Source organism: Syntrophobacter fumaroxidans MPOB (genome assembly GCF_000014965.1).
GTDB classification, from domain to species: Bacteria; Desulfobacterota; Syntrophobacteria; order Syntrophobacterales; family Syntrophobacteraceae; genus Syntrophobacter; species Syntrophobacter fumaroxidans.
Genome location: NC_008554.1, coordinates 239,451 through 263,566, shown reverse-complemented (window position 1 = coordinate 263,566; position 24,116 = coordinate 239,451). Strand labels below are relative to the sequence as shown.

At 59.2% G+C, this 24,116-nt stretch carries 15 protein-coding genes and 1 tRNA gene; 1 reads left to right on the top strand and 15 read right to left on the bottom strand.

Annotation, left to right across the window (positions count from 1 at the left end; all coding sequences use genetic code 11):
* Positions 1–459: 459 nt before the first annotated feature.
* From SFUM_RS01140 to dprA, 11 genes are all read right to left on the bottom strand, one after another.
* A complete protein-coding gene (locus SFUM_RS01140) occupies positions 460–2,067 on the bottom strand; it encodes a hypothetical protein (RefSeq protein WP_011697095.1) in 1,608 nt (535 codons plus the stop codon).
* A gap of 371 nt (positions 2,068–2,438) precedes the next feature.
* Positions 2,439–4,043 (bottom strand): hypothetical protein, encoded by a 1,605-nt coding sequence (locus tag SFUM_RS23060; RefSeq protein WP_011697094.1) that lies wholly within the window; start codon positions 4,041–4,043, stop codon positions 2,439–2,441.
* 53 nt (positions 4,044–4,096) lie between these two features.
* Entirely contained in the window at positions 4,097–6,991 is a 2,895-nt protein-coding gene (locus tag SFUM_RS21215; protein ID WP_011697093.1) for an alkaline phosphatase family protein, read from the bottom strand.
* Between the two features lie 615 nt (positions 6,992–7,606).
* Positions 7,607–8,602 (bottom strand): nucleotidyl transferase AbiEii/AbiGii toxin family protein, encoded by a 996-nt coding sequence (locus tag SFUM_RS01125; RefSeq protein WP_011697092.1) that lies wholly within the window; start codon positions 8,600–8,602, stop codon positions 7,607–7,609.
* A 15-nt stretch (positions 8,603–8,617) separates the two neighbouring features.
* Entirely contained in the window at positions 8,618–9,214 is a 597-nt protein-coding gene (locus tag SFUM_RS22290; protein ID WP_011697091.1) for a DUF6088 family protein, read from the bottom strand.
* A 607-nt stretch (positions 9,215–9,821) separates the two neighbouring features.
* Positions 9,822–9,897, bottom strand: a tRNA-Phe gene (locus tag SFUM_RS01120).
* 37 nt (positions 9,898–9,934) lie between these two features.
* A complete protein-coding gene (locus SFUM_RS01115; RefSeq protein WP_011697090.1) occupies positions 9,935–10,576 on the bottom strand; it encodes a hypothetical protein in 642 nt (213 codons plus the stop codon).
* A gap of 21 nt (positions 10,577–10,597) precedes the next feature.
* Positions 10,598–11,362, bottom strand: a complete 765-nt coding sequence (locus tag SFUM_RS01110; RefSeq protein WP_011697089.1) for a 16S rRNA (uracil(1498)-N(3))-methyltransferase — start codon at positions 11,360–11,362, stop codon at positions 10,598–10,600.
* 15 nt (positions 11,363–11,377) lie between these two features.
* The gene (locus SFUM_RS01105) at positions 11,378–12,169 is read right to left on the bottom strand and encodes a prepilin peptidase (RefSeq protein ID WP_011697088.1); all 792 of its coding nucleotides are present in this window, start codon (positions 12,167–12,169) and stop codon (positions 11,378–11,380) included.
* Between the two features lie 2 nt (positions 12,170–12,171).
* Positions 12,172–14,475, bottom strand: coding sequence for a type I DNA topoisomerase (gene topA, locus SFUM_RS01100; RefSeq protein WP_011697087.1), 2,304 nt, complete (start codon positions 14,473–14,475; stop codon positions 12,172–12,174).
* Between the two features lie 11 nt (positions 14,476–14,486).
* Complete coding sequence (dprA, locus tag SFUM_RS01095) at positions 14,487–15,647, bottom strand: DNA-processing protein DprA (RefSeq protein WP_011697086.1); 1,161 nt, start codon at positions 15,645–15,647, stop codon at positions 14,487–14,489.
* 204 nt (positions 15,648–15,851) lie between these two features.
* Here dprA and SFUM_RS01090 point away from each other — a divergent pair, with 204 nt between their 5' ends.
* The gene (locus tag SFUM_RS01090; protein WP_041441290.1) at positions 15,852–17,138 is read left to right on the top strand and encodes a peptidase U32 family protein; all 1,287 of its coding nucleotides are present in this window, start codon (positions 15,852–15,854) and stop codon (positions 17,136–17,138) included.
* A gap of 461 nt (positions 17,139–17,599) precedes the next feature.
* Here SFUM_RS01090 and SFUM_RS01085 read toward each other — a convergent pair whose 3' ends face one another.
* The 4 genes from SFUM_RS01085 to SFUM_RS01070 all read right to left on the bottom strand — a co-directional run bounded on the left by SFUM_RS01085 (position 17,600) and on the right by SFUM_RS01070 (position 24,114).
* Positions 17,600–18,832: a (2Fe-2S) ferredoxin domain-containing protein gene (locus tag SFUM_RS01085; protein ID WP_150109396.1), complete on the bottom strand. Its 1,233-nt coding sequence runs from the start codon at positions 18,830–18,832 to the stop codon at positions 17,600–17,602.
* A 340-nt stretch (positions 18,833–19,172) separates the two neighbouring features.
* Positions 19,173–20,594, bottom strand: coding sequence for an NADH-quinone oxidoreductase subunit N (locus SFUM_RS01080; RefSeq protein WP_011697083.1), 1,422 nt, complete (start codon positions 20,592–20,594; stop codon positions 19,173–19,175).
* A 24-nt stretch (positions 20,595–20,618) separates the two neighbouring features.
* On the bottom strand, positions 20,619–22,094 hold the full coding sequence (locus SFUM_RS01075; protein WP_041439538.1) for a complex I subunit 4 family protein: 1,476 nt from the start codon (positions 22,092–22,094) through the stop codon (positions 20,619–20,621).
* Positions 22,095–22,155: 61 nt separating this feature from the next.
* Positions 22,156–24,114, bottom strand: coding sequence for an NADH-quinone oxidoreductase subunit 5 family protein (locus SFUM_RS01070; protein ID WP_011697081.1), 1,959 nt, complete (start codon positions 24,112–24,114; stop codon positions 22,156–22,158).
* Between the last annotated feature and the right edge of the window lie 2 nt (positions 24,115–24,116).

The following is a 24,116-nucleotide window of genomic DNA, read 5'->3' as shown; positions in this document are numbered from 1 at the left end:
GTAAAACAATATAATCGGCGTTTTTAAACTTCCTCCAAAACAATAATACACCGAGAGGCAAGTCCCGCGCCTGAATCGCAAATCCGCAGGAGAAACCGCTCCGTGCAAACAATGTTCATTATTCTCAATCAGCCAGCCACGGAACCGGTCCGCGGCGAGACTGCGAAGCTCCGCAATCCGTCGATACTCAGCCCGGTGGGAGCGGACTGGCTTTCCCCTCTTTCGGACAAGTCCCGTCAAGCAGGGCAAAACACGGCCGCACGAATCACCCCCGGTTGTGTGCGTCGAGTTATGCAGTTCCCGGTCACGGCACTTGATCGATCCAACCCCCGTCAGGACGGGCACTGTGCCGTGCCGTCACCCCCAGGCTCGGGTGACGGTCTTCACATCCGGCATCCCCGGCCGGCGCGCCGCCCCCCCGGGTCTGCTCTTTCCTGCCTTACAGGAGCCCTTGCGGAATCAAGGTATCAGGATCGTCTTTATCAGACTCCTGGTGACGGGATCCCGGATTTCGATTCCCGTCGTTGCATCGAGCAGATTGATCCCGAGAACGCCCAGATCATAGACGCCGTCACCGTTGATGTCGCCCGCGGCAAGCTTTTGGGGCAAAAACGCGCTGTTGAACGATACGTTTCGGAGCGCTTTGCCCGCGCGCAGGTCCATGATCTTCACCACCACTTTCTCCCCGGTTGCGCTCCTCGCAAGCACGCCCTGTTCGAGGCTACCGTTCCCGTTCAGATCCCCGATCGATGCGATGTCGACGGGAATCCACGATTCACTGAGGCATGGGATGGTCTTGATCGTCCTGCCGGTCCCGGTGTCCACCACTTTAAGGTGGCTGACCTGCGTGGCGGCCTTCCTCTGAAGCACCACCAGCTCCTGGGAGCCGTTGCCGTTCAGATCGTTCGAGTACGACAGCCCGATGGACTCGACCGTACTGTCCGGCCCCACGGTTATTCTCTTCACCAGGGCGCCCGTGAGCAGGTCCCTGATCTCCACCATCGATCTGCCGCCGTCCGGATGGGTGCCGAGCACCGCCAGCTCCCCGACGCCGCTGCCGTTCATATCCCTGTTGAGCCACCTCAGAGCCACGGGTCTGCAGCCCTTGGAAAAGCCGATGTTTCTTATGAGCTCACCGCTGGCGGGGTTTCTCAGCTCAACCCGGACCGCAAGGATTTCTTTCGCGGCATTTTCCCGCACGCCCAGAATCGCCAGGGCGGGGTTGCCATTGCCGTCGACGTTACTGATTCTGGCCATGCTCACGGGACGAAACAGGGGCCCAAGGCACTGCACCTGCCTGATTTCATCTCCGGTGGCGATGTCCCGGATCAGTACGGAGCCCCCGAAGGAGGAACCCTGCGTCACCTGGAGCAGTGCAAGCTCGGGGGAGCCGTTGCCGCTGAGATCGGACAGAAAGGCGTGCGCCGCCTGGCTGGTGACGGCTCCCGCCTTGATGGCCCCGCCGGAATCCTCGTAGGCCCACTCGTCGATCGTTCCGGAGAGGTCCGCCGGATCATTGCCTCCGGTGAAGTGGACCCAGCCGTTGTAGTCCTTGCCGCTCCCTCCCCGGAATTTCACTCCGACATAGCCCTTCGCCTCCTTGTTGAACGCCCCGTCCCCCCAGACAGTCCACCATCTGCAAATGATGGACGTGTTCGTGCCATTGGCGGGATAGCATGTAGTGAAATAGCGCTCGTTCATCAATACGGCCGCATCGGCATCCAGGGAGGGGGTCACCATGCTGCCTTTCTCCAGCCTTCGCACCAGGCGGCCCGTGCCGTCGAAGCGGCCGGCCGCATTCTTTCGGTTGACGGCCAGACTCCAGAACGTCTTCCCCATCGGCTGCAAGCCAAAAGAAATATCGCCGGTTCCATCGTTGTCCATGTCGATGGTCTTGGTATGCGAATGATCGACCTCAAAAGGTGTGGAGGGATGGAACCAATGGATGGCCGATTCCGCCTGAGGGCTCATCGCCAGCACCAGGCCGGCGGCCGCAGAGTATGCGGTGAGTCGTTTCGCAAGATGTGCCGCCAACAAACCGTCCTCGTTGTTTCTCGGTTTTGTCATGGCATCGATCCTCGTTGCTGAATTGCCCGTGGAACTGGGTCCGACTTGAATCATGAACCCGTATTTCTGAAACGACCGATTCAACCGCTATATGGAGACCCGGGATTTAATGACCTCAGTATACAGCGGTCAGATTTTATGTCAACCAGGCGACGGCGAACCCGGCTCCATGGGGCGTGCGGAATCACTCCGCATGGGCGAGACCTGCCCGGACGCGGGAGAAGCGGCTCGACAGCCATGTCAGGATGGGTTCAGTGCCTGCGGAGCCGCCCCCCTTTCCCGGGTCACGGTCTCTAAATGCGGCATTGCGGGCCGCTGCTCCGACCTCTTCCAAGTCTCCGTTTTCCTGCCGCACAGGGGCCTTCCCGGGATCACGGTATCAGGATGGTCTCTTTCAGACTCCCGGTAACGGGATCCCGGATTTCGATTCTATTCGTTGCATCGGCCGGATTGGTCCCGAGGACCCCCAGCTCATGAACTCCATTTCCATCGACGTCCCCTGTGGCAAGAGCCTGGGGCGAATACCTGCTGTTGAAGGACACGGTGCGAAGAATGCTGCCCGTGCGCACATCCATTATCTTCACGACTACTTTGTTCGCGGTTGCCCTCCTGGCAAGAATTCCCTGCTCGAGGCTCTTGTTCCCGTTCAAGTCCCCAACCGATGCGATGCCGACGGGAACCCACGATTCACTGAGGCATGGGATGGTCTTGATCCTCTTCCCTGTTTTGGTGTCTACAACGTTGAGGCGGCTGCGAAGCGTCTTGGCATTTCTCTGAAGCACCACCAGCTCCTGGGAGCCGTTGCCGTTCAGATCGTTCGAGTACGAAAGCCCGATGGATTCGACCGTACTGTCCGGCCCCACGGTTATTCTCTTCACCAGGGCGCCCGTGAGCAGGTCCCTGATCTCCACCACCGATCTGCCGGTGGCCGGATGGGTGCCGAGCACCGCTATTTCCCCCACACCGTTGCCGTTCATATCCCTGTTGAGCCACCTCAGCCCACTGGGCCTGTAGCCCTTGGCAAACCCGATGTTTCTTATGAGCTCACCGCTGGCGGGGTTTCTCAGCTCAACCCGGACCGCAAGGATTTCTTTCGCGGCATTTTCCCTCACGCCCAGAATTGCCAGAGCGGGGTTGCCATTGCCGTCGACGTTATTGATTCTGGTCATGCCCACGGGACGAAACTGGGGCCCAAGGCACGGCACCTCTTTGATCCGGGTCCTGGTAACAATGTCATTGGTCAGGACTGAGCTAAAGTAGGAAGCTCCTTGTATCACCCGGAGCAGTGCATACTCGGAGAAACCATTGCCGTTCAGATCGTCAAGAAAGGCGTGCGCGATGGTGCTGGCCCCCGCCTTGATGGCCCCGCCGGAATCCTCGTAGGCCCACTCGTCGATCCTGCCGGAGAGGTGCTGGGCACTGGTGCCTCCGGTGAAGTGGATCCATCCGTTGTAGTCCTCGCCGCCCCCTCCCCTAAATCTTACTCCGACATAGCCGCTTGCGCCCTCATTGAACGCGCCTGCTCCCCATAGATAGGTGGGGTAGCAGGTCATAGGCCGTGCAATGCGCCGGGCAGAAGAGGAAGGAAGGCAGTCCCATTCGGCTCTCATCAAGAGAGCTGCACCAACATCCAATGTTGGATGAACCACGTAGCCCTTCAGGAGCCTTTGTGCCACATTGCCTGTGCCATCGAAGCGATTTGCGGCATGCTTCCTGTTGACGACCACACTCGCGACATCAAATGTAGAACCCGTCCAGGCAAAAGAAAAATCGGGGATTCCATCGTTGTCCATGTCGATGCTTATGCTGGTCGAATGATCGACGGTAAGAGGTGTCGCGGGTTGGAACCAGCGGATGGCCGCTTCCGCTCGCGGGCTCATGGCCAGCACAACCCCGGCGGCTGCCGAGTAGGCCGTGAGTCGTTTCGCAAGATGCGCCGTCAACAAACTGTCCTCATCCCGCCTTGGTCTTGTCATGGCATCACTCCTCGTGTTTCACTCGCTCAAGCGAAAAGGGGCAAGTCGTCGACTCAAGCACTCTTTGCCCCGATGACCGTTTTCAACCGGGGGTCCACCGCCGCGGCCATGCGGCCCTCATCCAGTCCTCCCCCGAGGAAAGCGTTGACTCTCGCCGCCGTCTCCCGAGGTTTCTCGAGGCTGTCACCATATGCAATGGAAAGTGTGGGGATGCCGCGCGAGGCGAGCATCTTCCTTATCGCTGAAACCTGGGCGGAGAACACCTCCTTCAGCTTCCCACTCGCCGGGACCGCCCCCTCTTTCGACCGGTGCCCCAGCATCCGTTCCTGGGATTGCAGGACTTCCTCCATCTCCCGTTCCATGAAGACCACCCGGTAGTCGAGGCCGGGGCTGAGATGGGGGAGCAACTGCGCCACGACTTTCACCGCCTTGCCCCTGGCGCCCGGCAGCCACGATGCGTCCCGCTGGAGGTTTTTTGCCGGTTCGAACTCGAAGTAGCCCTTCGGGTTCAGGGCATCCGGCTCCCGCTTGCCGTCGGTCAGGGGCTCTATGCCTCCGGCGGCGAGCATCTGCATCATCATGGAGGTGCCCGAGCGTGGAAGGCCCGTGACCACCACGACGGTCTCGCGCAGGTCCACCGCGCCGCAAGTCGGTGAGACCGCCGGCACGGAGCATGTGTCAACCTTCGCGGCCACGGGCTCGATTCCCGCCCGCATACCTATTGCCTCTGCCGCTTCTTCCCGGGACGTCGCGACCCTCTTTCTCCGGACGTTCCAGACGCGCCGGGCCGCCTCGACGGCTAGTGCGTGGTGTATCGCAGCCCGTTCGACATCCTGAAGGCGGTTTTTGTAGATGAGGGAAAGCCGCCGATGAGCCCGGGGGAAGTTCGGGTTTTGCGAGACGGCGACCTTCAGCGCCTCGAGCGCCCTCGGGATGTGCCCAAGCCGGTGCAGGGCGACTCCCAGCAGGAAATGGCTCATGGGGTCGAAGTAAACCCTGCCGATGGCCTCGAGGGCCGCCTGCGCCGCATCCGTGTTGCGCCGCCGTGGAAGATGGCAGAGGGCGAGCCCTCGGTAGGCTTCGGCACAGTCCGGATCGAGCGCCACGGCTTTGCCGAAGGAAAGCTCCGCGTCCTCCCAGCGTTTCATGCGCAGGTACACCGCCCCGAGCTTCGCATGAATCCCGGGCTCCCCGGGAGCGGCGGCTTCGGCCCTTTTGAGGTGGTCGAGCGCGGCTTCCTTTTGCCCTTCGGAGAAGAGGAGGGAGCCCATGAGGTATTCCACGGCATAGGGATTCCATGAAGACCTCCCCCTGAGCTCCCGCAGCTCCCTCAATTCCTCCTCGCTCCACTCCTCCGGCTTCTTCCCCGTTCTCTCTTCCGTGAACAGGCGGAGCTTTTCCCGCGAAGCAAGCGCGTCTTCCTCTTTTCGTCGAAAAAGGCTCTCCAGCAGCTTCCGGGCATCCGCGAGCCATCCCATGGCCTGGTAGCAGGTGACGAGTTGAATTCCGAATCGGTGTTCGAAGGGCCACCCTTCAACCAGGTCCTCGAGAATCGACACGGCATCCGCATAACGGTTCGCGTCCATGCAAGAGCGCGCCTGGTTGTAGCGGAGCTCGCGCACCGTCTCGGCGACGGCCTCCTCCCGGTCTTCGCTCGGCTTTTCGATGTAGCCCAGGGCCACGAGCTGTTTTATGGCCTCGCTCGCGTCCACCGGATCGATCTTCATCTCGGGACCGTGCATTCCCGCGGAGCCTTCGAGCTGGTCCCAGCTGGCGATGGTCTCGATGCCGGGCCGGTCTTGGAACGCCCCGCCCAGGGGTTTTCCGTCCATGTCGAGCCCCACGGGAAGGCCGAAAAGGCTCAGGACAGTCGGGCAGACGTCCAGGATGCCGGCCCCGTAGACCCTTTCATCTTCTTTTATTCCGGGGCCCTTCATGGCAAAAACCCCGTAATGGCGGTGCATCACGGCGGGACCCGCGGGCTCCCGCGGGATATGGCGCGGCCGCAGATTGTCGCTCTTGAACCCGTGATCGGAGACAAGAAGCACGGTCGCGTCCTCTCCCGCCTTCTCGAGGAGCCGGCCCAGCATGATGTCGTGCAGGATGTAGCCGCTCTCCACCACCCGGCTGTAGAGCTCGAAGTCCCGCTCGTCGACCCAGTCCGCGCGCGGGGGGTGATAGCGCATGAAGCCGTGGCAGAAATGGTCGATGCCGTCGAAGTAAACCGCCGTGAAGTCCCAGGGTTCGTGGTGCATCAGGGCCAGCGCGGCGGCCTCTATGCTGAGGCACTCGCTGATGATCTTCGCCAGGCTCTCGAGCCTGTGGTCCCGATCCTGGTCGATTTCGGAAAACTTCGGAACAAACGGGTGGATGTGCCCGGAGTGGAGTTGCTGAGGATGAAAGCGAAGATTCGCGAGGTTTCGAACCAGCCGCGCGGGGTGCACAGTCCCCGGCACGAGGGGCCATGGCCGATCGAGCGGGCCGACCGCCTTCTGGTACCGGTTGGAAACCATGACCCCGTTGATCGGTTCCGCCGGATGGGAAGGCCACCACCCGACGACATTGCACTTCCTGCCCGTCTGGCTGAGAATATTCCAGATTGTCTTGGTCTTCCGGGACAGGTTCGTGATGGGCCGAATGCCGCCGGTGTGAGGATCCGGCTCGATGAATCCGAGGATGCCGTGTTTGAACGGCCTTTTCCCGGTGGCGATGGACGTCCACAGCATGGGGGAGAGGTCGGGGTAGAGAGTCGCGAGATTGCCCATGACCCCTGAATTGATGAAGCGATCCAGGTGGGGCATCTTGCCCGCGTCGAGAAGCGGACCGATCACCTTCCAGTCGGCGGCATCCCAGCCGATGAGGAGAACCCTTCTATCGGGAACCTTGGCCACGGCAAATCCTCTCGTGCTTGCAGAGTGGAAGTGCAGCCTCATGATCCAATATATCATACCTGTTAAATCATCGAAACCACAAGCCCTGAAATTCGTGTCCAAGTAGCGCTCGGCATTGGATTGTTTCGGCCGGAGAAGCCGACCTGCTCTCGATATACGGGTACATGTGTTCAATCAGAGTCAAGCAGAGCCTTAACGGTCAAAAAATGGAAGGCGGCGAGGACGAGAAGGGCTTTTTCCCGTGAGCAGACTATTGATGCCGATTCGCTTCAGGACTGAACAACACTCGTTCACCAGGCTGTTGGGATGGCGTGTCATGCCATATCCCTACGCCAAAGCGATCATTCAAAAAGATCATTCGTAAGGTTACGTTGGTTGAATATATGAAAGGCGAAATTTATGCGTGATTGATAATGTTACCATCTTAAACGCCAATTCGTATGAAAAACCGCCGAAGGCCGAGACATTGCCTGAACATGGACAAATTGCGGCTACCGTGAGCCAAAAGCCGGCGTTTACGGAGCAAGCATACTCCTGATCGAGGAGGGCAAACAGCAGAAACTCCCCTGAGCTCCTTCCTGATACCCCTATCCGTATTTCCGCAGCGCCCTCGGGAAGTCATGGCAGCTCTTCTGTGCGTTGCGCATAATCACCTCACCTATTTTTTGGTATTTATCGGTTGAATTCCTCTTCAAAAGCTAGGATAACTTCCAATAATTGGTCAAAGGGAGGTGGATCATCAAAGAACATGTCCTCCCGCATTGCCTCATAATCCTTTCGCCACTCAGCCATTTGCTCCGGCGGAGGCACCAATCGCAGGCTCCCTTTTTTGAGGGTTTCATAGTTTACCCAACTCTGCCTAAAAAAAATTTTTCGGTGCTGAGCAACACGATCAAATAGTTCCACATCGGCCAGAGCTTCTTTCCCAATGCTTTTGTTTATCATGCACCACAGGTCGTAGTAATGGCGTGACAGTCTGCCCTTTCTTGGCTTGTCTGTGGGTCGAAAGGTCTCCTCATGCAAGAGCATCGCTTTTTCCCAAAATGTCCGACGTGCAGTAACTGTCCTGATAAAAAATGTGCTGTTCCCGAAAATATTAGGAAATGCCTCGGCTAAGTAGGATTGTATGGGGCGATCTTCAATCGGTTCGGTTTCAGACCGAGCACCCAGTTCAACTTTGACAATGCGTTTTAAGTAACTGATTTCGGTTTTGAAAATAGTCGGATACTGAAAAAACATGCTTCGATCAGGATCTCCAATTGCATCCTCCAATGTGAGAGACCATTCCAGATCATCAGGGAGCACTTCTCTTAATCGAGATTCAAACGTCGGCTTCAAATCTTCCTGTATGCGCCTACCGCATTCCTTTCGGAGTTTTTCCCGGCGTTTACTGCCGAGATGATCATCAGGAAAACCAAGGAATCCCCGTCTTATGACCACATCAACATCTTCGGAGAACCTTGAAATTAGCTGCCATCCTTTGGAAAGAGAAGTGCCCCCCTTGAATGCCAGATGCTGACCCCAATTCTGCAGACCAAAGAGTTCCCGCAGGATGAAACAAACCCAAAAATCCTTTTCGATAGTGATCGGTGGATAGCCAACTATACTCTTTGCCTCTTCACAGAACTTTCGTTGTTTCTCAGCCGAAATTCCGTAGAATCTTTCCATAATCCGATTCTCTTCTCATTGGGCAATCAAACGCATTTTGTCAGCGATCCAAGCCGGTGCATATCGAAGATCACGAAGGAGTTGTTTTTTATCTTGGGTAGAAAGCTGGTCTCGCAATCGTTTCACAACTGAAGCGTCAACTCGGCGTTGACCGAGTTGACGAAGCGCCTGTATCACTAATCCGCTAACCCGGCCAGCAGTCGCCATGGTTCGAGGGGTTGTCTGTTTGAGAATTATCAACTGCTTACCGAGCCGAACTTGACGTTTAGGCCCATCTGTGAGGAAAACGATCTTTGTAGGTACCTGCTCGGACAATCCCAAAAGATTTGCAGCATAACCGCCGGATGGTTGCAGACGAATCTTGTCACGGCCTTTCAGGGCATTTACTACCGAGTCAATCGTAGGTGAAAGTGTGCCAAGATCGGGATCGACTCGTGGATTGTCGTAGAGTCCACGAGACAATCTGCGCAGAGATCCCTCATTCACTAAGCGGTGTAAAGCCACATCGACTGCTTTGCGGCTCCCCAAATCAAGAAAATCCCGTGGGGTCACGACGCAGCCTTTTCCACACCGTCTTATCCTATTACGTATTTTGGAGTCGACGCTGTCCACGATGCACCTCCATTCATTTTGTAAGAAATAATAATATTATTTTCTTACAAAAACAAGACCTAAGATCGCATAACTGCTCAATAATGCTCAGACACAGTCTCCTGTGAGTGCTCTTCCGAGAGACCACTGCGGGTTCCCTTCATAATGTAAGAAAAAATAACATCATTTTCTTACAGGCATAAAACATAACCTATTGGATTACCTAATCTTAATTAGATAGACCTTTTGTGAGAGGCTTTCCGACGGGCTGCTGGGGGTTTCTTCGATTTGCATGGTGGAGACCGGTGGCCATGGCTCATTCTTCAAAAATAGCGTCGTACCTCCTTGTCTGTAAGAGTAAATTTGTTTGGCGGTGCAAGAAAGTGTCACTGGTTACAGCCGCAGATGCGGAATGAAATCGAATCCGAGACATGTTTTATCTCAAATGAACATCTCATAGCCCCTATGCAGGGGGATGGAACAATAGAATCCGTGATGTGAGGAAAAAACGCTGATCGGATTTTAGCCGCAACCGCCCCTCGGGCGCGGAAAAAACGAAAGCCCGCTTTTGGCGGGCTTGATCGTTTAGTTTGAGGACTCTGTAAGCCTCTGAAACTATTTTTTTGTCTGGTGGCGAGGCTCAGAATCGAACTGAGGACACGAGGATTTTCAGTCCACTGCTCTACCGACTGAGCTACCTCGCCCCAAACGCGCGGATGTTAACCAAATGTCGATTCCGTGTCAAGAAATTTTTGCCCTGCCCTTGCCGGGATGCGGCGGGTCGGGCGGCACATCTTTCAGGTCTTCGAGAATGTTTTCAAGATCGCTGTCGGAGAGCTCGATCACCAGGCTATCGTCGGCCGTCCCCGAAGGCTTCGCGGGGGCAGCCGGGCTCGGGGCCGCCTGCGGCATATACCGGCCGACATTCCCTTTCCCCGCGCCCGCATCCACAGCACTGGCGGCCGGGGCCTGCGCCCGGGACGTCGGCTCCTCGGTCTGGAGGAAGTCCAGATCGAGCGAGAAACTGTCTTCCTTATCCGCACCCGCATCGGAGCGGGAGATCAGATCCTCCATGGAAACCCGCGCCGCGCCCCCGGATGGAGGCGCCGGAGCCTGTTCCGCGCTCGGCTTGGAACCTCCCTGGTATTCATCGTCGAACTCGATGTCCGGGAGTGTCGAGTCATAGGGTTCGTCCAAAACAAGCCCCTTCACCTCGGTCTGTTTCGTATCGATCTCCTTGGTCAACGATCCGAGGGTAAAGGGGAGCGCGGATTTGACGTGCGGAAGACCCAGCTCATCCCGCACAGCAGCCAGGCTCGCGCCGCAGCCCTTGCATTCGGACTGGTGATCGAAGCTTACGAAACCACATTTGCTGCATCTCATGATCTTTTCCTTCCCTGGCGCTCATGCACCCAAATCGCCCCACAACAGTTGGACCGACGACAACACAATGGCCGCCGCCGTCTCCAGACGTAGAATCCTCGGCCCCAGATGGACCGCATGAAAACCATTGCGGGTCAGCAGCTCCGCCTCTTCGGAGCTCCATCCCCCTTCCGGCCCGACCGCAACCATCACCTCCGTGCACTGCGGAAATGCGCGATGCAAATCCACGATGCCCTTGCCGTTCCCTCTCTCGAAGGCGAGAATCCGCAGCAGGTTTCCGGAACGCTCCCTCTGTTCGATCTTCGCGAGCAATTCCCGAACGTCCGAGAGAATGACCATCTCGGGCACGTTCAGTCTACCGCACTGGCAGACCGCCTCGCGCGCGATCCTCTGCCAGCGTTCCAGCCTCTTTCCCGCCGCCCTGCCCGTCAGAGCGTACTGGCTTCTCCGCGATCTGAAAGCGATGAACCGGTTCACACCGATTTCCGTAGCCTGCCTCAGAACCAGGTCCATCCGGTCGGCACGGGAAAAAGCCAACGCCAGTGAAAGATTGAGCGAAGATTCGGCGGGCGGACCGAGCCTGCCGGTAATCCTCACCCGCACCGTTCCCGTTCCCGCTTCCACGATTGCGCCCAGCCAGCCGCCACCAACCCCGTCGATCAGCTCCACTTCTTCTCCGGCTCTGAGACGGAGCACATGTTCGATATGGTGCGCGGCGTCAACGCCGAGATCAATCGTTCCTTCGCCGGGAACGGCCCTTTCCACAAAGAAGCGTTTTCGAGTCATTCCCGGCAATTTCCTCTAAATTCCGAGAAGGTCTCCCAGATACCAGGCGTAAAAGCTGTGGCCGAAAAATATGTAGCCGATCGCTCCGAGCGAGAGAAAAGGTCCGAACGGAATGGCCGTCTTGAGCCCCTCATTGGCGCGGCGCATGGCGATCATGCCGACCGCGGCCCCGATCACCGAAGCCACCAGGATGGTGAACACCACCCCGGCCCAGCCGACGTAAGCGCCGATCATGGCCAGCAGGTAGACGTCACCCCGGCCCAGTCCCTCGTCGTGCCGTATCCACTGATATCCCTTCTCGATGAGAAAGAACAGCCCCCCGCCGAGAATGATGCCGACGAGCGACTCCTCCCACGTGACCTGGATCGAAATGAACGAGAAGCCGAATCCGGCGACCAATCCTCCCAGGGAGAACAAGTCAAAAATCTTGAACGTGTCCAGATCGATGTACGTGATGACGATCAACAGCGAGATGAAGAAGAACTCGATTCCGAACTGCGCGTGCCAGCCGTACCGTCGGAACAGCAACACCGCGAACAAACCGGTCAAGGCTTCCACGAACGGGTAGCGCAAGCCGATCGGCTTGCCGCAGTGCCGGCACTTCCCCCGCAACAACACATAACTCAACAGCGGGATGTTGTCGTAGAACGCAATTTCCCGACGGCAGCCCGGACAGCGCGATCCGGGGTGCACGAGGGATTCGCCGGCCGGGAGGCGGTGGATCACCACGTTGAAGAAGCTCCCCAGGCAACACCCGACGACAAACACCAGCACCTGTTGAATGGTCATCGGAAGGACAACGGGCATCGTCAATCCTTTGCGGCCTTCCGGTCCGCCGCGGCGGGAACGGTTTCCACATACTTGCAGGACGGATTGACGCAGACCCGCTTCACACTCCCTCCCTTGCCCCCCTTTTCAATCAACGGCCCGGTGCCGCATGAAGGGCATTTCCCCGGGACCGGCCGCCCCGAAAAGGCCGTCTTGCATTCCGGATATCTGCTGCAGCCGAAGAAATGCCGGCCGCCTCTGCTGACCCGTTCCACCAACTCCCCCGAACATCCTTCGCGCGGACACGGGATTCCCGTACCGGGCGCCTTGGTGTTCTTGCACGCCGGATAGCCGCTGCAAGCCAGGAAGTTCCCGAAACGCCCCTTCTTCAGGATCATCGGTCGCCCGCACTTCTCACACGTCTCGCCGGTGGATTCCTCGGCCACCGGCTCGATGTTTCCCTTTTCATCCCGCCTGTAGTCCGACGAGAACCGGCAGTCCGGATAGCCGCTGCAGGCCAGGAACGGCCCGTTGCGACTCCACCGGATGTGCAGCGGCAGGCCGCACTGCGGGCACTGGAGATCGGTCCGGCGTCCGACCGCCTTGAGGTTCACCATGTTGGTCCGCGCGGATTCGAGCGTCTTCGAAAACTGCTCGTAAAATTCCGCCAAAAGGTTGCGATAAGGGTGCTGCCCCTGTTCGATTTCGTCCAGGCTTTTTTCCATTTTGGCGGTAAAATCGACGTCCACCACGCTGGGGAAGTTTTCCACCATCAGGCCGTCGATCAGCCATCCCAATTCGCTGGGGAAGAGGCTCTTCTTACGGACCACGGCATATTCCCGATCCAGGATCGTCGAAAGGATCGTGGCATAAGTGCTGGGCCGCCCGATGCCGAGATCTTCGAGCTCCTTGATCAGGGAGGCTTCGGTATACCGCGGCGGAGGCTGGGTGAAATGCTGATCTGCCTTCAGGTCTTCCAGCCTCAGGACCTCCCCTTCCTTCAGCTCGGGCAGCAGCCCCTCGGTCTCCGAATCCTCATCCCCGTTCTCCCGACCCTCGACATACAGCGTCATGAAACCCGGAAACTCGACGATCGAGCCGGACGCACGCAAGACGTAGTCCCCGGCCGCGATATCCACCGAGGTCTGGTCGAGAACGGCAGGCGCCATCTGGCATGCCGTGAAACGTTTCCAGATGAGCGTATAGAGCTTGAGCTGCTCTTTTGTCAGAAAGCCCGCAACGGTTTCCGGGGTCCGATTCACGTCCGTGGGCCGGATCGCCTCGTGCGCTCCCTGGGCGCCCGCTTTGCTCTTGTACGCGGCGGGCTTGGCCGGCAGATAGGCCTTGTCCCAATGTCCGGCGATGTAGTCCCGGACCGCCTGAACGGCATCCGCGGACAGCCGTGTCGAGTCGGTACGCATGTACGTGATCAGGCCGACGGCCCCTTCCTTTCCCAGTTCGAGCCCCTCGTAGAGCCGCTGGGCCACATTCATGGTCTGCCTGGCAGAGAAATGCAGCTTCCTGGCCGCCTCCTGCTGCAGCGTGCTGGTGATGAAGGGAGGCGCCGGATGGCGTTTCTTCTTCCTGCGTTCGACCTTGCTCACCCGATAGTCGAGCGGCCGCAGCCGGTCTACCAGCTCGCGGGCTTCCTCTCCCGTGGAAATCGTGCATTTCTTCTTCCCGCAACGGAACAGCTCCGCCTTGAACCGCCGGGACGCGCTCTTCGCGGGCGCATCGGCCGATGCCTGCGTCCCCAGCAAAGCGGTTATGGTCCAGTACTCCCTGGAATCGAAATCCCGGATCTCCTTTTCCCGCGCGCAGATCAACCGAAGGGCCACCGACTGCACCCTCCCGGCGCTCAACCCTCGCTTCACTTTCTGCCACAGGATCGGGGAAATCATATATCCTACCAGGCGGTCCAGAATGCGCCTGGCCTGCTGGGCTTCGTAGAGCTCCCGGTTCAGCCTGTCGGGCTTGGCAAGAGCTTCCTGTATCGCTTTCCGGGTCAGCTCGTAGAAAAGCACCCGGTATACGGGCTTGTCCGTGGCACCGATTTCTTCCGCGATATGCCACGCAATGGCCTCACCCTCGCGGTCGGGGTCCGGACCGAGAAAGATCGCTCCCGACTTTGCGGCGGCCTCGTGCAGTTCGCTGATGACCTTCTTCTTGCCGCGTATTACCTGGTATTCCGGCTGGAAATCCTTTTCCAGATTGATTCCGAGCCTGTTCTTGGGAAGATCCTTCACATGCCCCACAGAGGCTTTTACAATGAAATCTTTTCCAAGGTATCTCCCAAGTGTCTTCGCTTTTGTCGGGGATTCGACAATCAATAATGACTTAGACATTCAACCTATCCTCACTTACTCTTTCGGCAAGTCTGTTTCCAAGTATGAACAAAATATTTCCCGGGCAGTTGCCGCGCAACCCCTTTGAGCTCAAGATTCGACAACACGGCCATGACTTTTCCGACCGGCCATTGCGTCGAACGGGCAATCTCGTCGATATGCCTCGGATTCCCGTCCAGCTCCCGAAGAGCCTGAAGCTCGTCCGGCTCCAACCCGGATACCGGCGTTTCCCGTTCATCGGGCTCGCCGGGCGGTGCAGCGCTCCGTCGAATCAACGGGCGCAACTCCTCCAATACGTCTTCGGCGCCTTCCACCAGCTTCGCTCCCTCTCTGAGCAGCCGGTGAGGTCCGACACTCCGATAATGATGGGCCATTCCCGGAACCGCAAAAACCTCTCTTCCCTGCTCCAGGGCCAGCCTCGCCGTGATGAGCGATCCGCTCCGATGCGCCGCTTCGACGACCACCACTCCCAGTGACAGGCCGCTGATGATCCGATTTCGCTGGGGAAAGTGCCCGGCGACCGGAGGAGTCCCCAGCGGGAATTCGGTGACGAGCGCCCCGGACGCCGCAATCTCGTCCCGCAGGCCGCCCTGCCCGTATGGATAATCGATGTCGAGCCCGCACCCCAACACGGCGATGGTGCGGCCCCCGGCCTTGATCGCCCCGCGATGGGCCGCGCTGTCGATGCCGACGGCGAACCCGCTCACAATCGTCACGCCATTGAGGGCAAGCTCACCGCTCAGTTTCTCCGTGAAGATCATTCCCATGGGGGATGCCGCCCTCGAACCCACCACGGCAACCGCAACCAGGTCCCTCGGTTGGAGCTCCCCCCGCACGAACAACACGGCAGGCGGATCGGGAATGGCCGAAAGATTGGACGGGTACTCCGGATCGTTCAGAGCCAGAAGCTTGACGCCTTTCCGTTGTAGCGTCTCCCATTCGGTTTCCGGATGGCGAAGAAACTCCTTCCTTTGCAGGGCTGAAATCGCCTTTCCCCGCAGCCCCTCCACCGTTGCGAGCTCCTTCGGCTCCGCGTCGAGCACCGCCCGCGGAGACCCGAAACGATTGATCAGCCGCAACACGGAGCGATTCCCCAGGTCGGGAACGAGCCTCAACGCCAACCAGGCAATCCTGTCACTCTCACCGGAAGATGCTCCATGCGGCGTGTCCATGGCCGACCCTCTTCTCCGGGGCGCTGCTCCCGAAAAGCATTTCTTCCCGCGCTACACCCTCTTGCCTCCCTTATCCACTGAGTGATAAGTACAGATGCTTTGAATAATTGTCAAACCATGATCGGAATTTTCCGGATTTGAATGCCCGCGCGGCATGCAATCCTCAAGAAAAGAGGCGCTCCCGTGACGAATACGGCTCCCAAAATGTCGGCGAAGAGCCCTCCCGAGTTGCTCGCTCCGGCCGGCAGCCTGGAAAAATGCCGCATTGCATTCCTCTACGGCGCCGATGCCGTCTATCTTGGAGGCAAGGCGTTCAGTCTCAGGGCCTATGCCCGCAATCTGCACGACGAGGAGCTGGCCGCAGCGGTCTTTCTCGCCCACCGCTCGAACCGGAAAGTGTACGTTGCGGTGAACGTCTTCGCGCGCGACTCGGATCTCGACCGGTTGCCGCCCTTTCTCGAGTACCTCGAGGGCATCCGGGTCGACGGCCTGATCGTGAGCGACCCCGGGGTTCTGGTCCTGGCCCGCAGGCACGCGCCCGGCACACCCGTTCACCTCAGCACCCAGGCCAACACGATGAACTCGATGAGCGCGCGGTTCTGGCAGGAACAGGGGATCAGGAGGGTGAATCTTGCCCGCGAGCTGACTTTTCAGGAAATAGCGGAAATCCGGCTGCGAACCTCTCTTGAGCTCGAGATGTTCGTCCACGGCGCCATGTGCGTGTCCTATTCGGGGAGATGCCTGCTGAGCGCCTTTCTGTCCGGCCGCAGTGCCAACCGGGGCCTGTGTTCGCAACCCTGTCGCTGGTCCTACCGGCTGGTCGAGGAACACAGACCCGGCCAGTACCTGCCCATCCATGAAGACGACTCCGGAACCTTTATTTTCAACTCCAAGGATCTGTGCCTGATCGACGAACTGGGGGACTTGACGGCAATGGGAATCGACGCCTTCAAGATCGAAGGGCGGATGAAAGGGGCGCTCTACCTGGCAAGCGTGGTGCGCGCCTACCGCCAGGCGCTCGACACCTGCCGCACCGCCCCCGAAATACGCGGGGCCGGCGCGAGCCGGCGCCTGGACCTGGACCGGGTAAGCCATCGCCCGTATTCGAAAGGGCTTCTATTCGGGGATTCCGCGGGACCGGACGGGAATATCCACGCGACCGCCGACTACGAGCAGACGCACACACTGGCCGGCCTGGTCCGGCTCGACCCTCGCGACGCGGGCGCTGACGAATTCGACGCGCCCCTCATGAGCGGCCGGGTGTGCGTCGAGGTCAGGAGCAGGCTCGTCCCCGGCATGGACCTGGATTTTCTCTTTCCGGACGGAACCACGGAGACGCTTCGATTGAGCGATTTCGAGGACCTTGGAGGCAACCGCCTGGAATGCGCCCACCCGAACACCCGGATTCGAATCCCGGTCCACTTCCCCACGTTTCCGCTGCAGGTCATTCGCACGTCCCTGGGCACTCAGTCCAGGTCACATGAAAAATAGATTCCCGGGTACATCGGGTTTCATGCTTGGCGGGTGACGCCGGTCTCTCGGGCAATTACCTAGAAAATAGACTCCCGGAAGAGTCTGTTTTCATGCCTCGCGGGTGAAACGCAGCCTCATGGATAATTGCGTTCAAGTCCGCGGCATCGGGCGGGCGGGCATAAAGCCCTCCCCTTCCTACGTCTGATCGGCACATCGGTCCGTAGCAGGGGGCGGGCTTTATGCCCGCCCGCGTCGCCTCTCGACGGGCAGGTGTTGCGTGATCTTGAATTCACCTCGGTATCGGACTGCACGGGGGATGACGGAAAAGCCAAAGTGACCGTGAAGGATGTCACCATGCGCCGGGTGCACCCTCCCCCGCGTCATCGGCCGGACGCGCCCGACGGCCGCAGGATCGCGATTGCGTGGAAACCCCGCAAGGGCGGGGCTCGCAGCGTTACATGAAAAGCCCTACAGCCGCCCTATTTCTTCTTCTTGGAGCTCTTGCCTTTCGAAGAAGCGTCTTTTTTCTTCCTGCCGGACTTTTTCTTCTCTTTTTTCGGCGCCAGGGGCTGTTTTTCGACTTCGCCCCGCGGCACATCGGGAATCGCCGCAGCTTCCTCCACCGGCGGTACCTGGCAGGAAGGAGGAGTCTCGATCCCCATCGCTTCGGCCTGAGCGGAAGCTTCGGGCATTTCCTCGGACAGCACGCATTCCCTGTGCGCCAGATCCGCCGCGGCGGACACGGTGTCCGCTGCTTCGGGAACGGCCTCGGGCATCTCCGCGGGCCCGGCGCCATGCTCCTCGACGGCAGTCGTGACCGGCATCACCGCCGGGACTTCCGCCTCCGCGGGGCGCTCGGCCGCGACCGGCACCGCGGCCTCGACCCTTGCCGCCACCGGTCCGCCGTGAACGGGCGCAGCTGCAGGTGTGGCCGATTCCGCCGCCGGAACCGAGGGTTCGGGGGCCGGAGCCGCCGCCGGGACTTTCTCCCGCTTCCCACCGGGTGCCTCCACAGGGCGGCTTTCTTCGGCGGGCGCAGGTCCCTTCTTCTCCGCTTTCGGAACCTCCGGCTTCGCCTTCTTCGCCATTTCGGCCTGGGTCGCGGCGGTTGCCGCCAGCACCTGTTCCTCGGTGAGCTTCGAACATACCCCCAGCGGGCATCCGCCCTGCTCCACGTGTTGGCGGAATTCATCCTGGAAATGCGAAACGGCGCTCAGGAGCCCGCTTCCCAGCTCCGTCGGATCGGCTTTGACCTCAAGCCTCAGCTCATCGAGAATGGCCCGAAGCGCTTCGAGGTCCGCCCTGGTCCCGATGCCTCCCGATATTCGGCGGACTTTCTCCTGAATTCGGACCATCACGGCCGCCACGGCCGGAGACTTGGCGGCCGAAGCCCCCTCCATGTCCGCGAAACAGCGGGCCACATCCACCATGCAGACATGCTCGTCGATTCCGACCAACATTCCGGAGTCCCTCTCATAGATGATGTCCGGCCGATAGGAGCGTTCGGGATTGACGGAAACCAGAGGGAAAAGGATCCGTCCGTTGATGAGCGTTTCGTTCACTATGCCGGGAATGTCCCGTGGATTCACCTTGCAGTAGAAGAAGTCACGTTGAGGAAATCCGAGGAACGGGCCATTCCTGCAGTTCCCTCGGCAACCGAATTTCGCACCTCCCACCACGACGCCGACGCGGCGTCGGGCAATTTCCTCCATGAGTGCATCCCGGACCGCATTGCAGTGACACGAACACTCGCCCCTGGGAACGCACACGCTCACACAGGCCCTTACCGATCTCGGATCGCAAAAGGGTTTCGCTTCCGGAACCGCGGCCCTCCGAGGTGCCGGCGCCGCTTCCCGCGCGCGGGTTTTCGGATCGCGCGGTATCCACGGTTCGCGCAAGATGTCTCGAATCAAGTCCATCCAGAATCCCATAGTTTGTTCCTGCCTCCTAGAGGTTGCACCATCAATCCGATCGCAAGCCCGCAACGCCCGCGCCGACGGAATCCCGCGCCAAAGGATCGCCTCACGGGGCCGCGTCGGGCATCCCCGCGCCCTAGGGCAGACTCCGTGCCGCCGCCTCCGTCAGAGCGACGAACTGGTCGGGAAACACTCCCAGATAGATCATGAGGACGATCAGCCCGTAACTCAGGGCTCGGGTCCATGTGTCCACCCGGACATCCGGATACGGCCGCTCCGGTTCCAGAAGATAAGCGGCCTTGATCACGATCAGATAATAATACAACGAAATGGTGGCGTTGATCATCCCGATAATGACCAGAATCAGGTAACCTTTGCGGAGGGCGGCGGCAAACACCAGGAATTTTCCTGTGAAGCCCACCGTGGGCGGGATGCCCGCAAGGCCGAACAAGCCAAGCATCAGGGTCATTGCGAGGAGGGGGGAACGCTTGTGCAGTCCCGCCAGTTCCTTGATCTGCAGGTTCCGTCCGTCATCGGCCACTTTCATGATCACCATGAAGCAGGCGAAGTTCATCACCAGATACGCTGCTGAGTAGTAAATCGCGCTCGCCACGCCGTGCTCGCTCATGGTCAGAATGCCGATCATCATGTACCCGGCGTGCGCAATGCTGGAGTAGGCCAGGAGACGTTTCAAATCCTTCTGGATAATGGCCACCAGATTCCCGAAAGTCATCGACAGCACCGCCAGGCCCACCAGGACCTGCGTGAACAGGGGGCTCTCTCCCCCGGACAGATTGACGAATCGAATCACCATGGCCGCGGCGGCCATTTTCGAAGCCGTGGCGATGTATGTGGTCACCTGGTTGGCAGCCCCCATGTAGACGTCGGGCGCCCAACTGTGAAACGGAAAGAGGGCCTGTTTGAAGAAGAAACCGCACAGGGTCAAAACGAGCCCGATAATGGCGGCAGGTTCCTTGATCAGGGAGGGAAGCGTTTTCACCAGGTCGGGCACGTAGGTGGTATGCGCCACGCCGAAGATGAAGCTGATGCCGAACAGCATGAAGGCGGACGCGGTGACGCCGATCATGAAATACTTGATTCCCGTCTCGACGTATATTTCCGTCTGTTTGCGCATGGGCACAAGAAGGTAGAGCGAGTAGGAGGAGAGTTCGATGGAGACGTAGACCGTGAGCAGTTCGTTGGCGCTGACGAGCATCATCATGCCGAGCGTGCATACCGTGGTCAGCAGAAAGAATTCGGCGTGGTAGCGCGAGTCGATCCCCTGAAGCTCGCTGCAGGAAAAGATCACCCAGAAGGTACCCAGTGCCAGCAGGATCTTGAACAGCTGGCTGTAAAGGTCGACCCTGTAGCAATCGAAGAAGATGAACCCGTTCTGGTTGACCGCCAGGACTGTCGCCAGGAGGCCGCCGCCGGCCAGGATGACCGCCCATCGGTAAAGGACGCCCGACTGCAGCCTTCTGCTCAGCGAACAGGCGAAGAAGACCACCGCCATCAACAGGTAATACAGCTCAGGTATAAAAAGGACCCATTTCATCATTGTCGCTTTTTCCCTTTGTGAGTGCTACAGACTGCCGACAAACGGGATCACCGCACTCTGAATGACGTCCAGCATGAGTTTGGGGAAAATCCCGAAGAAGATGATGATACTCACCAGGATGATCCTGGGCGTGGCCAGGAACAGCGGAACATCCGGGATGTGAGCCCAACGCTCGTTCCTTTCCCCGTAGAACGTCCTTTGCACCACGCGGAGCATGAACAGGGCGCTCACCACCAGGCCGAACACCGCAAGTATGCCGCGGACCGGGTAGGTTTTCACCGCGGACAGAAACACCAGCAGCTCCGCCCAGAAGCTGGCCATGCAGGGAACCCCGATGCCGGAGAAGGCCGCCACGATAAAGAAGGCGGAAGCCACGGGCATGGTCCTGGACAAACCGCCCAAATCGGGGATCATCTTGGTGTGCGTCCGATCGTAGATATAGCCGACGGCGGAGAAGAAGAGCGCCGTCATCACGCCGTGGGCAAACATCTGAAAAACGGCTCCGTTGATGCCGTTGACCGTCATGGTGGAAAGCCCCAGCCCGACCATGCCCATGTGCGACACGCTCGAATAGCCGATGACATACTTGAGGTCGGTTTGGGCCAGGCCGACGAAGGCACCGTACACGATTCCCACCGTCCCGAGCAGGGCCATGAGATCCGCCCAGTACGCGAGGCCCTCGGGACACAGCGTCATGCCCAGCCGAAGGATCCCGTAGGCTCCCAGCTTCATCAGAACGCCGGCATGGATCATGCTCACCGCCGTGGGAGCCGCCACGTGACCAACCGGAGACCAGGTATGGAGCGGCCAGACGGCGGCGAGAATTCCGAAGCCGATATAGAAGAAGATGAAGGCGAGCTTCTGCGCGAACGGGCTGAAGCCTATTTTCTGCAGCTCGAACAGATCGAACGTGACTCCCCCGGCCTGCGCCCACAGGTACAGGATGCCGGGCAGGATCAGAGCGCTGCCCGCGAGCAGGTAGAGGGTGAGCTTCATGGCGCCGTATTCTTTGCGAGTGCTCCCCCAGATGGCGATCAGGGGATACATGGGAAAGAGCGAAACGTCATACCAGACGAAAATCCAGAACAGGTCCATGGACATGAAGACGCCGTAGACTCCGGCCACCAGGAGAAAGACCAGGGCGAAAAACTCCTTGACGCGCAGTTCCAGGTCCCACATGGTCCAGACTCCCGTGAAGAGGACCACGGCGGTCAGGAGCAACATCGGCAGGTTGATTCCGTCCACGGCGTTGAAGTAGTAAATGCCCAGGCTTTCCACCCAGAGGAAGCGCTCGACGAATTGCAGGCCGCCTTTTTGCAAGTCATAGGCCTGGTAGAGCCAGAGGCACAGCACCAATCCCAGCCCCGCGAACCCCAGGCTCACTTGCTTGATCAGTTTGGGACGGTCTGCCGGGATGAACAGGATCACCAGCAAACCGAGCACCGTCGACAGCAGAATCGTCGACAGGATGGGAAAATGGGCCATTTCCATGGAAGTCATAAGCCAGTCCGTTGCTGTTGATTGTTGGTTCAGTGTGCGAAACAAGCCTTCCTGAAAGGTTCTACACGAGGAACAGGAGAACCACGACACCTACCCCGCCGATCATGACCAACAGGTTGTACTGCAGCATGCCCGACTGGAGAAAACTGAACAATCGCCCGCCGGTCACCGTAAAGAAACACAGGCCGTCGATGCCCCCGTCGATCACGCGCCGGTCGTTCCGGGTGAAGAGGCTCGTTATCCCGGCGTAAATCCCTCTGTCCAGGAACTGCCGATACAGTCGATCCAGGTACCAGCGTTCCGCAAACAAATCCCACATCCTGGGAAACCGGCCGAGAAAACCTACCTGCGCGGCCTTCTTCCGGCCGAACTCCACCCAGGCCCAGCCAAGCCCGCCCAAAGCCATGCAGACCGCGAACACGAGCAAGACGTAGTGCCCGGCTCCGTGGCCGTCATGGGCCGCCTTTCCTGCTTCCTGGGCCGCCCCGTGGGCGGCGGCCGCAAGCCGGCCGGCATTCCCGGTCAGGAAATGCTCGATGGAACTCTGGAAGAAGCCGAGGAACAGGGTAAGGGTCGCCAGGATCATCACGGGTACCGCCATGGCCCAGAAAATCAGCCCGCCGTGCCCGCCCGCGTGCGCCTCATGTTCGTGACCTTGCGAGTGACCGTGAGGTGTTTCGATTCCACCCCGGGGGAAAAGAATGAAGAAGATCAGCCGGAAGCTGTAATAGGCGGTCATCAGGGCGCCGAGCAGCCCCGCCGCAAGCCAGAGTTTATTGGGATGGGCGGCGAGCACGCCCAGGATGGCCTCCTTGCTGAAAAAACCGGAGAACGGAGGCAGACCGGACAACGCCAGCGCCCCGACGGTCATGCACGCCATCGGGATCACCAACCGTCGCCCTCCGCCCTTTCCGATCAGCCTCATGTCGTTGCTGTGATACTCGTGAATGAAGATGCCGGAACAAAGAAACAGCAGGGCTTTGAAGCCCGCGTGGGTGGTGAGGTGAAAGACTCCGGCGAAATACCCGCCGGCAGCCAGAGCCATGACCATGAACCCCAGTTGACTGATGGTGGAATAGGCCCAGACCTGTTTGATGTCGTAGGTGACCATGGCCATGGTCGAGGAAAGCAGCATTGTCGCCGTGCCGATGGCAAGGGCCATGGCCATTGCATCGGGAGATGCCGCAAAAAGCGGAAAAATCCGGCTGAACATATACACGCCCGCGGCCACCATCGTCGCGGAGTGGAGCAGCGCGCTGACCGGAGTGGGACCTTCCATCGCGTCGGGCAACCAGGTGAGGAGCGGGAATTGAGCGCTTTTGCCGATCACGCCCCCAAAGATGAGCAAAGCGGAAACGGTCATGAGCAGTTGCGAGATCTGGTGCGTCCGAGCGGCCTCATTCAGGTCCAGGATCCCGAGGTTGCCGAAACCGAGCGTCAGAACGATCAGGCCCAGGAAGAATCCGAGATCGCCCAGGCGGGTCATCACGAAAGCCTTCTTGCCGGCCTGGGAGGCGCTTTCCTTGTCGTAGTAAAAGCCGATCAGGAGGTAGGACGCCAACCCGACCAGTTCCCAGAAGATGAACAACTGGAGCATGCCCGGAGCGATCACCATGTTCATCATGGCCCATGCGAACAGGGACTGAAAGGCGTAGTAGCGGCTGTAGCCGGTGTCCCCCGCCATGTACCCGATGGAATAGACCTGCACGAGGAAACTGATGCACGCCACGATGGCGAGCATCAGGAGGCTCAGGGGGTCCAGCAGGTATCCGAACGGAACGACCAGCGTGTCCGATGAAAGCCATTCGGTCTGATATTGAACGGGCCGGCCGGCCCCATGCAGCTTGTAGAGGAGATAAAGCGCCGCGCAGACGGAAACGGTCACCGCGCCGATGGAGATGAAGCTCGAAAGGCGCGGGTTATGGCGCGTAAAGATCAGAATCACCGCCATGGCCAGAAATGGAAGCGTCGCTCCCATGACTACGGCCAACAATACCGGGTCTTTAAGCAATTCAGTCATAG

Excerpts from the sequence above, each read along its gene's own strand:
- SFUM_RS01140 (WP_011697095.1), bottom strand. The coding sequence starts at position 2,067 with ATGACAAAACCGAGAAACAACGAGGACGGTTTGTTGGCGGCACATCTT.
- SFUM_RS23060 (WP_011697094.1), bottom strand. The coding sequence starts at position 4,043 with ATGACAAGACCAAGGCGGGATGAGGACAGTTTGTTGACGGCGCATCTT.
- SFUM_RS21215 (WP_011697093.1), bottom strand. The coding sequence starts at position 6,991 with ATGATATATTGGATCATGAGGCTGCACTTCCACTCTGCAAGCACGAGA.
- SFUM_RS01125 (WP_011697092.1), bottom strand. The coding sequence starts at position 8,602 with ATGGAAAGATTCTACGGAATTTCGGCTGAGAAACAACGAAAGTTCTGT.
- SFUM_RS01115 (WP_011697090.1), bottom strand. The coding sequence starts at position 10,576 with ATGAGATGCAGCAAATGTGGTTTCGTAAGCTTCGATCACCAGTCCGAA.
- SFUM_RS01110 (WP_011697089.1), bottom strand. The coding sequence starts at position 11,362 with ATGACTCGAAAACGCTTCTTTGTGGAAAGGGCCGTTCCCGGCGAAGGA.
- SFUM_RS01105 (WP_011697088.1), bottom strand. The coding sequence starts at position 12,169 with ATGCCCGTTGTCCTTCCGATGACCATTCAACAGGTGCTGGTGTTTGTC.
- topA (WP_011697087.1), bottom strand. The coding sequence starts at position 14,475 with ATGTCTAAGTCATTATTGATTGTCGAATCCCCGACAAAAGCGAAGACA.
- dprA (WP_011697086.1), bottom strand. The coding sequence starts at position 15,647 with ATGGACACGCCGCATGGAGCATCTTCCGGTGAGAGTGACAGGATTGCC.
- SFUM_RS01090 (WP_041441290.1), top strand. The coding sequence starts at position 15,852 with ATGTCGGCGAAGAGCCCTCCCGAGTTGCTCGCTCCGGCCGGCAGCCTG.
- SFUM_RS01085 (WP_150109396.1), bottom strand. The coding sequence starts at position 18,832 with ATGGAGGAAATTGCCCGACGCCGCGTCGGCGTCGTGGTGGGAGGTGCG.
- SFUM_RS01080 (WP_011697083.1), bottom strand. The coding sequence starts at position 20,594 with ATGATGAAATGGGTCCTTTTTATACCTGAGCTGTATTACCTGTTGATG.
- SFUM_RS01075 (WP_041439538.1), bottom strand. The coding sequence starts at position 22,094 with ATGACTTCCATGGAAATGGCCCATTTTCCCATCCTGTCGACGATTCTG.
- SFUM_RS01070 (WP_011697081.1), bottom strand. The coding sequence starts at position 24,114 with ATGACTGAATTGCTTAAAGACCCGGTATTGTTGGCCGTAGTCATGGGA.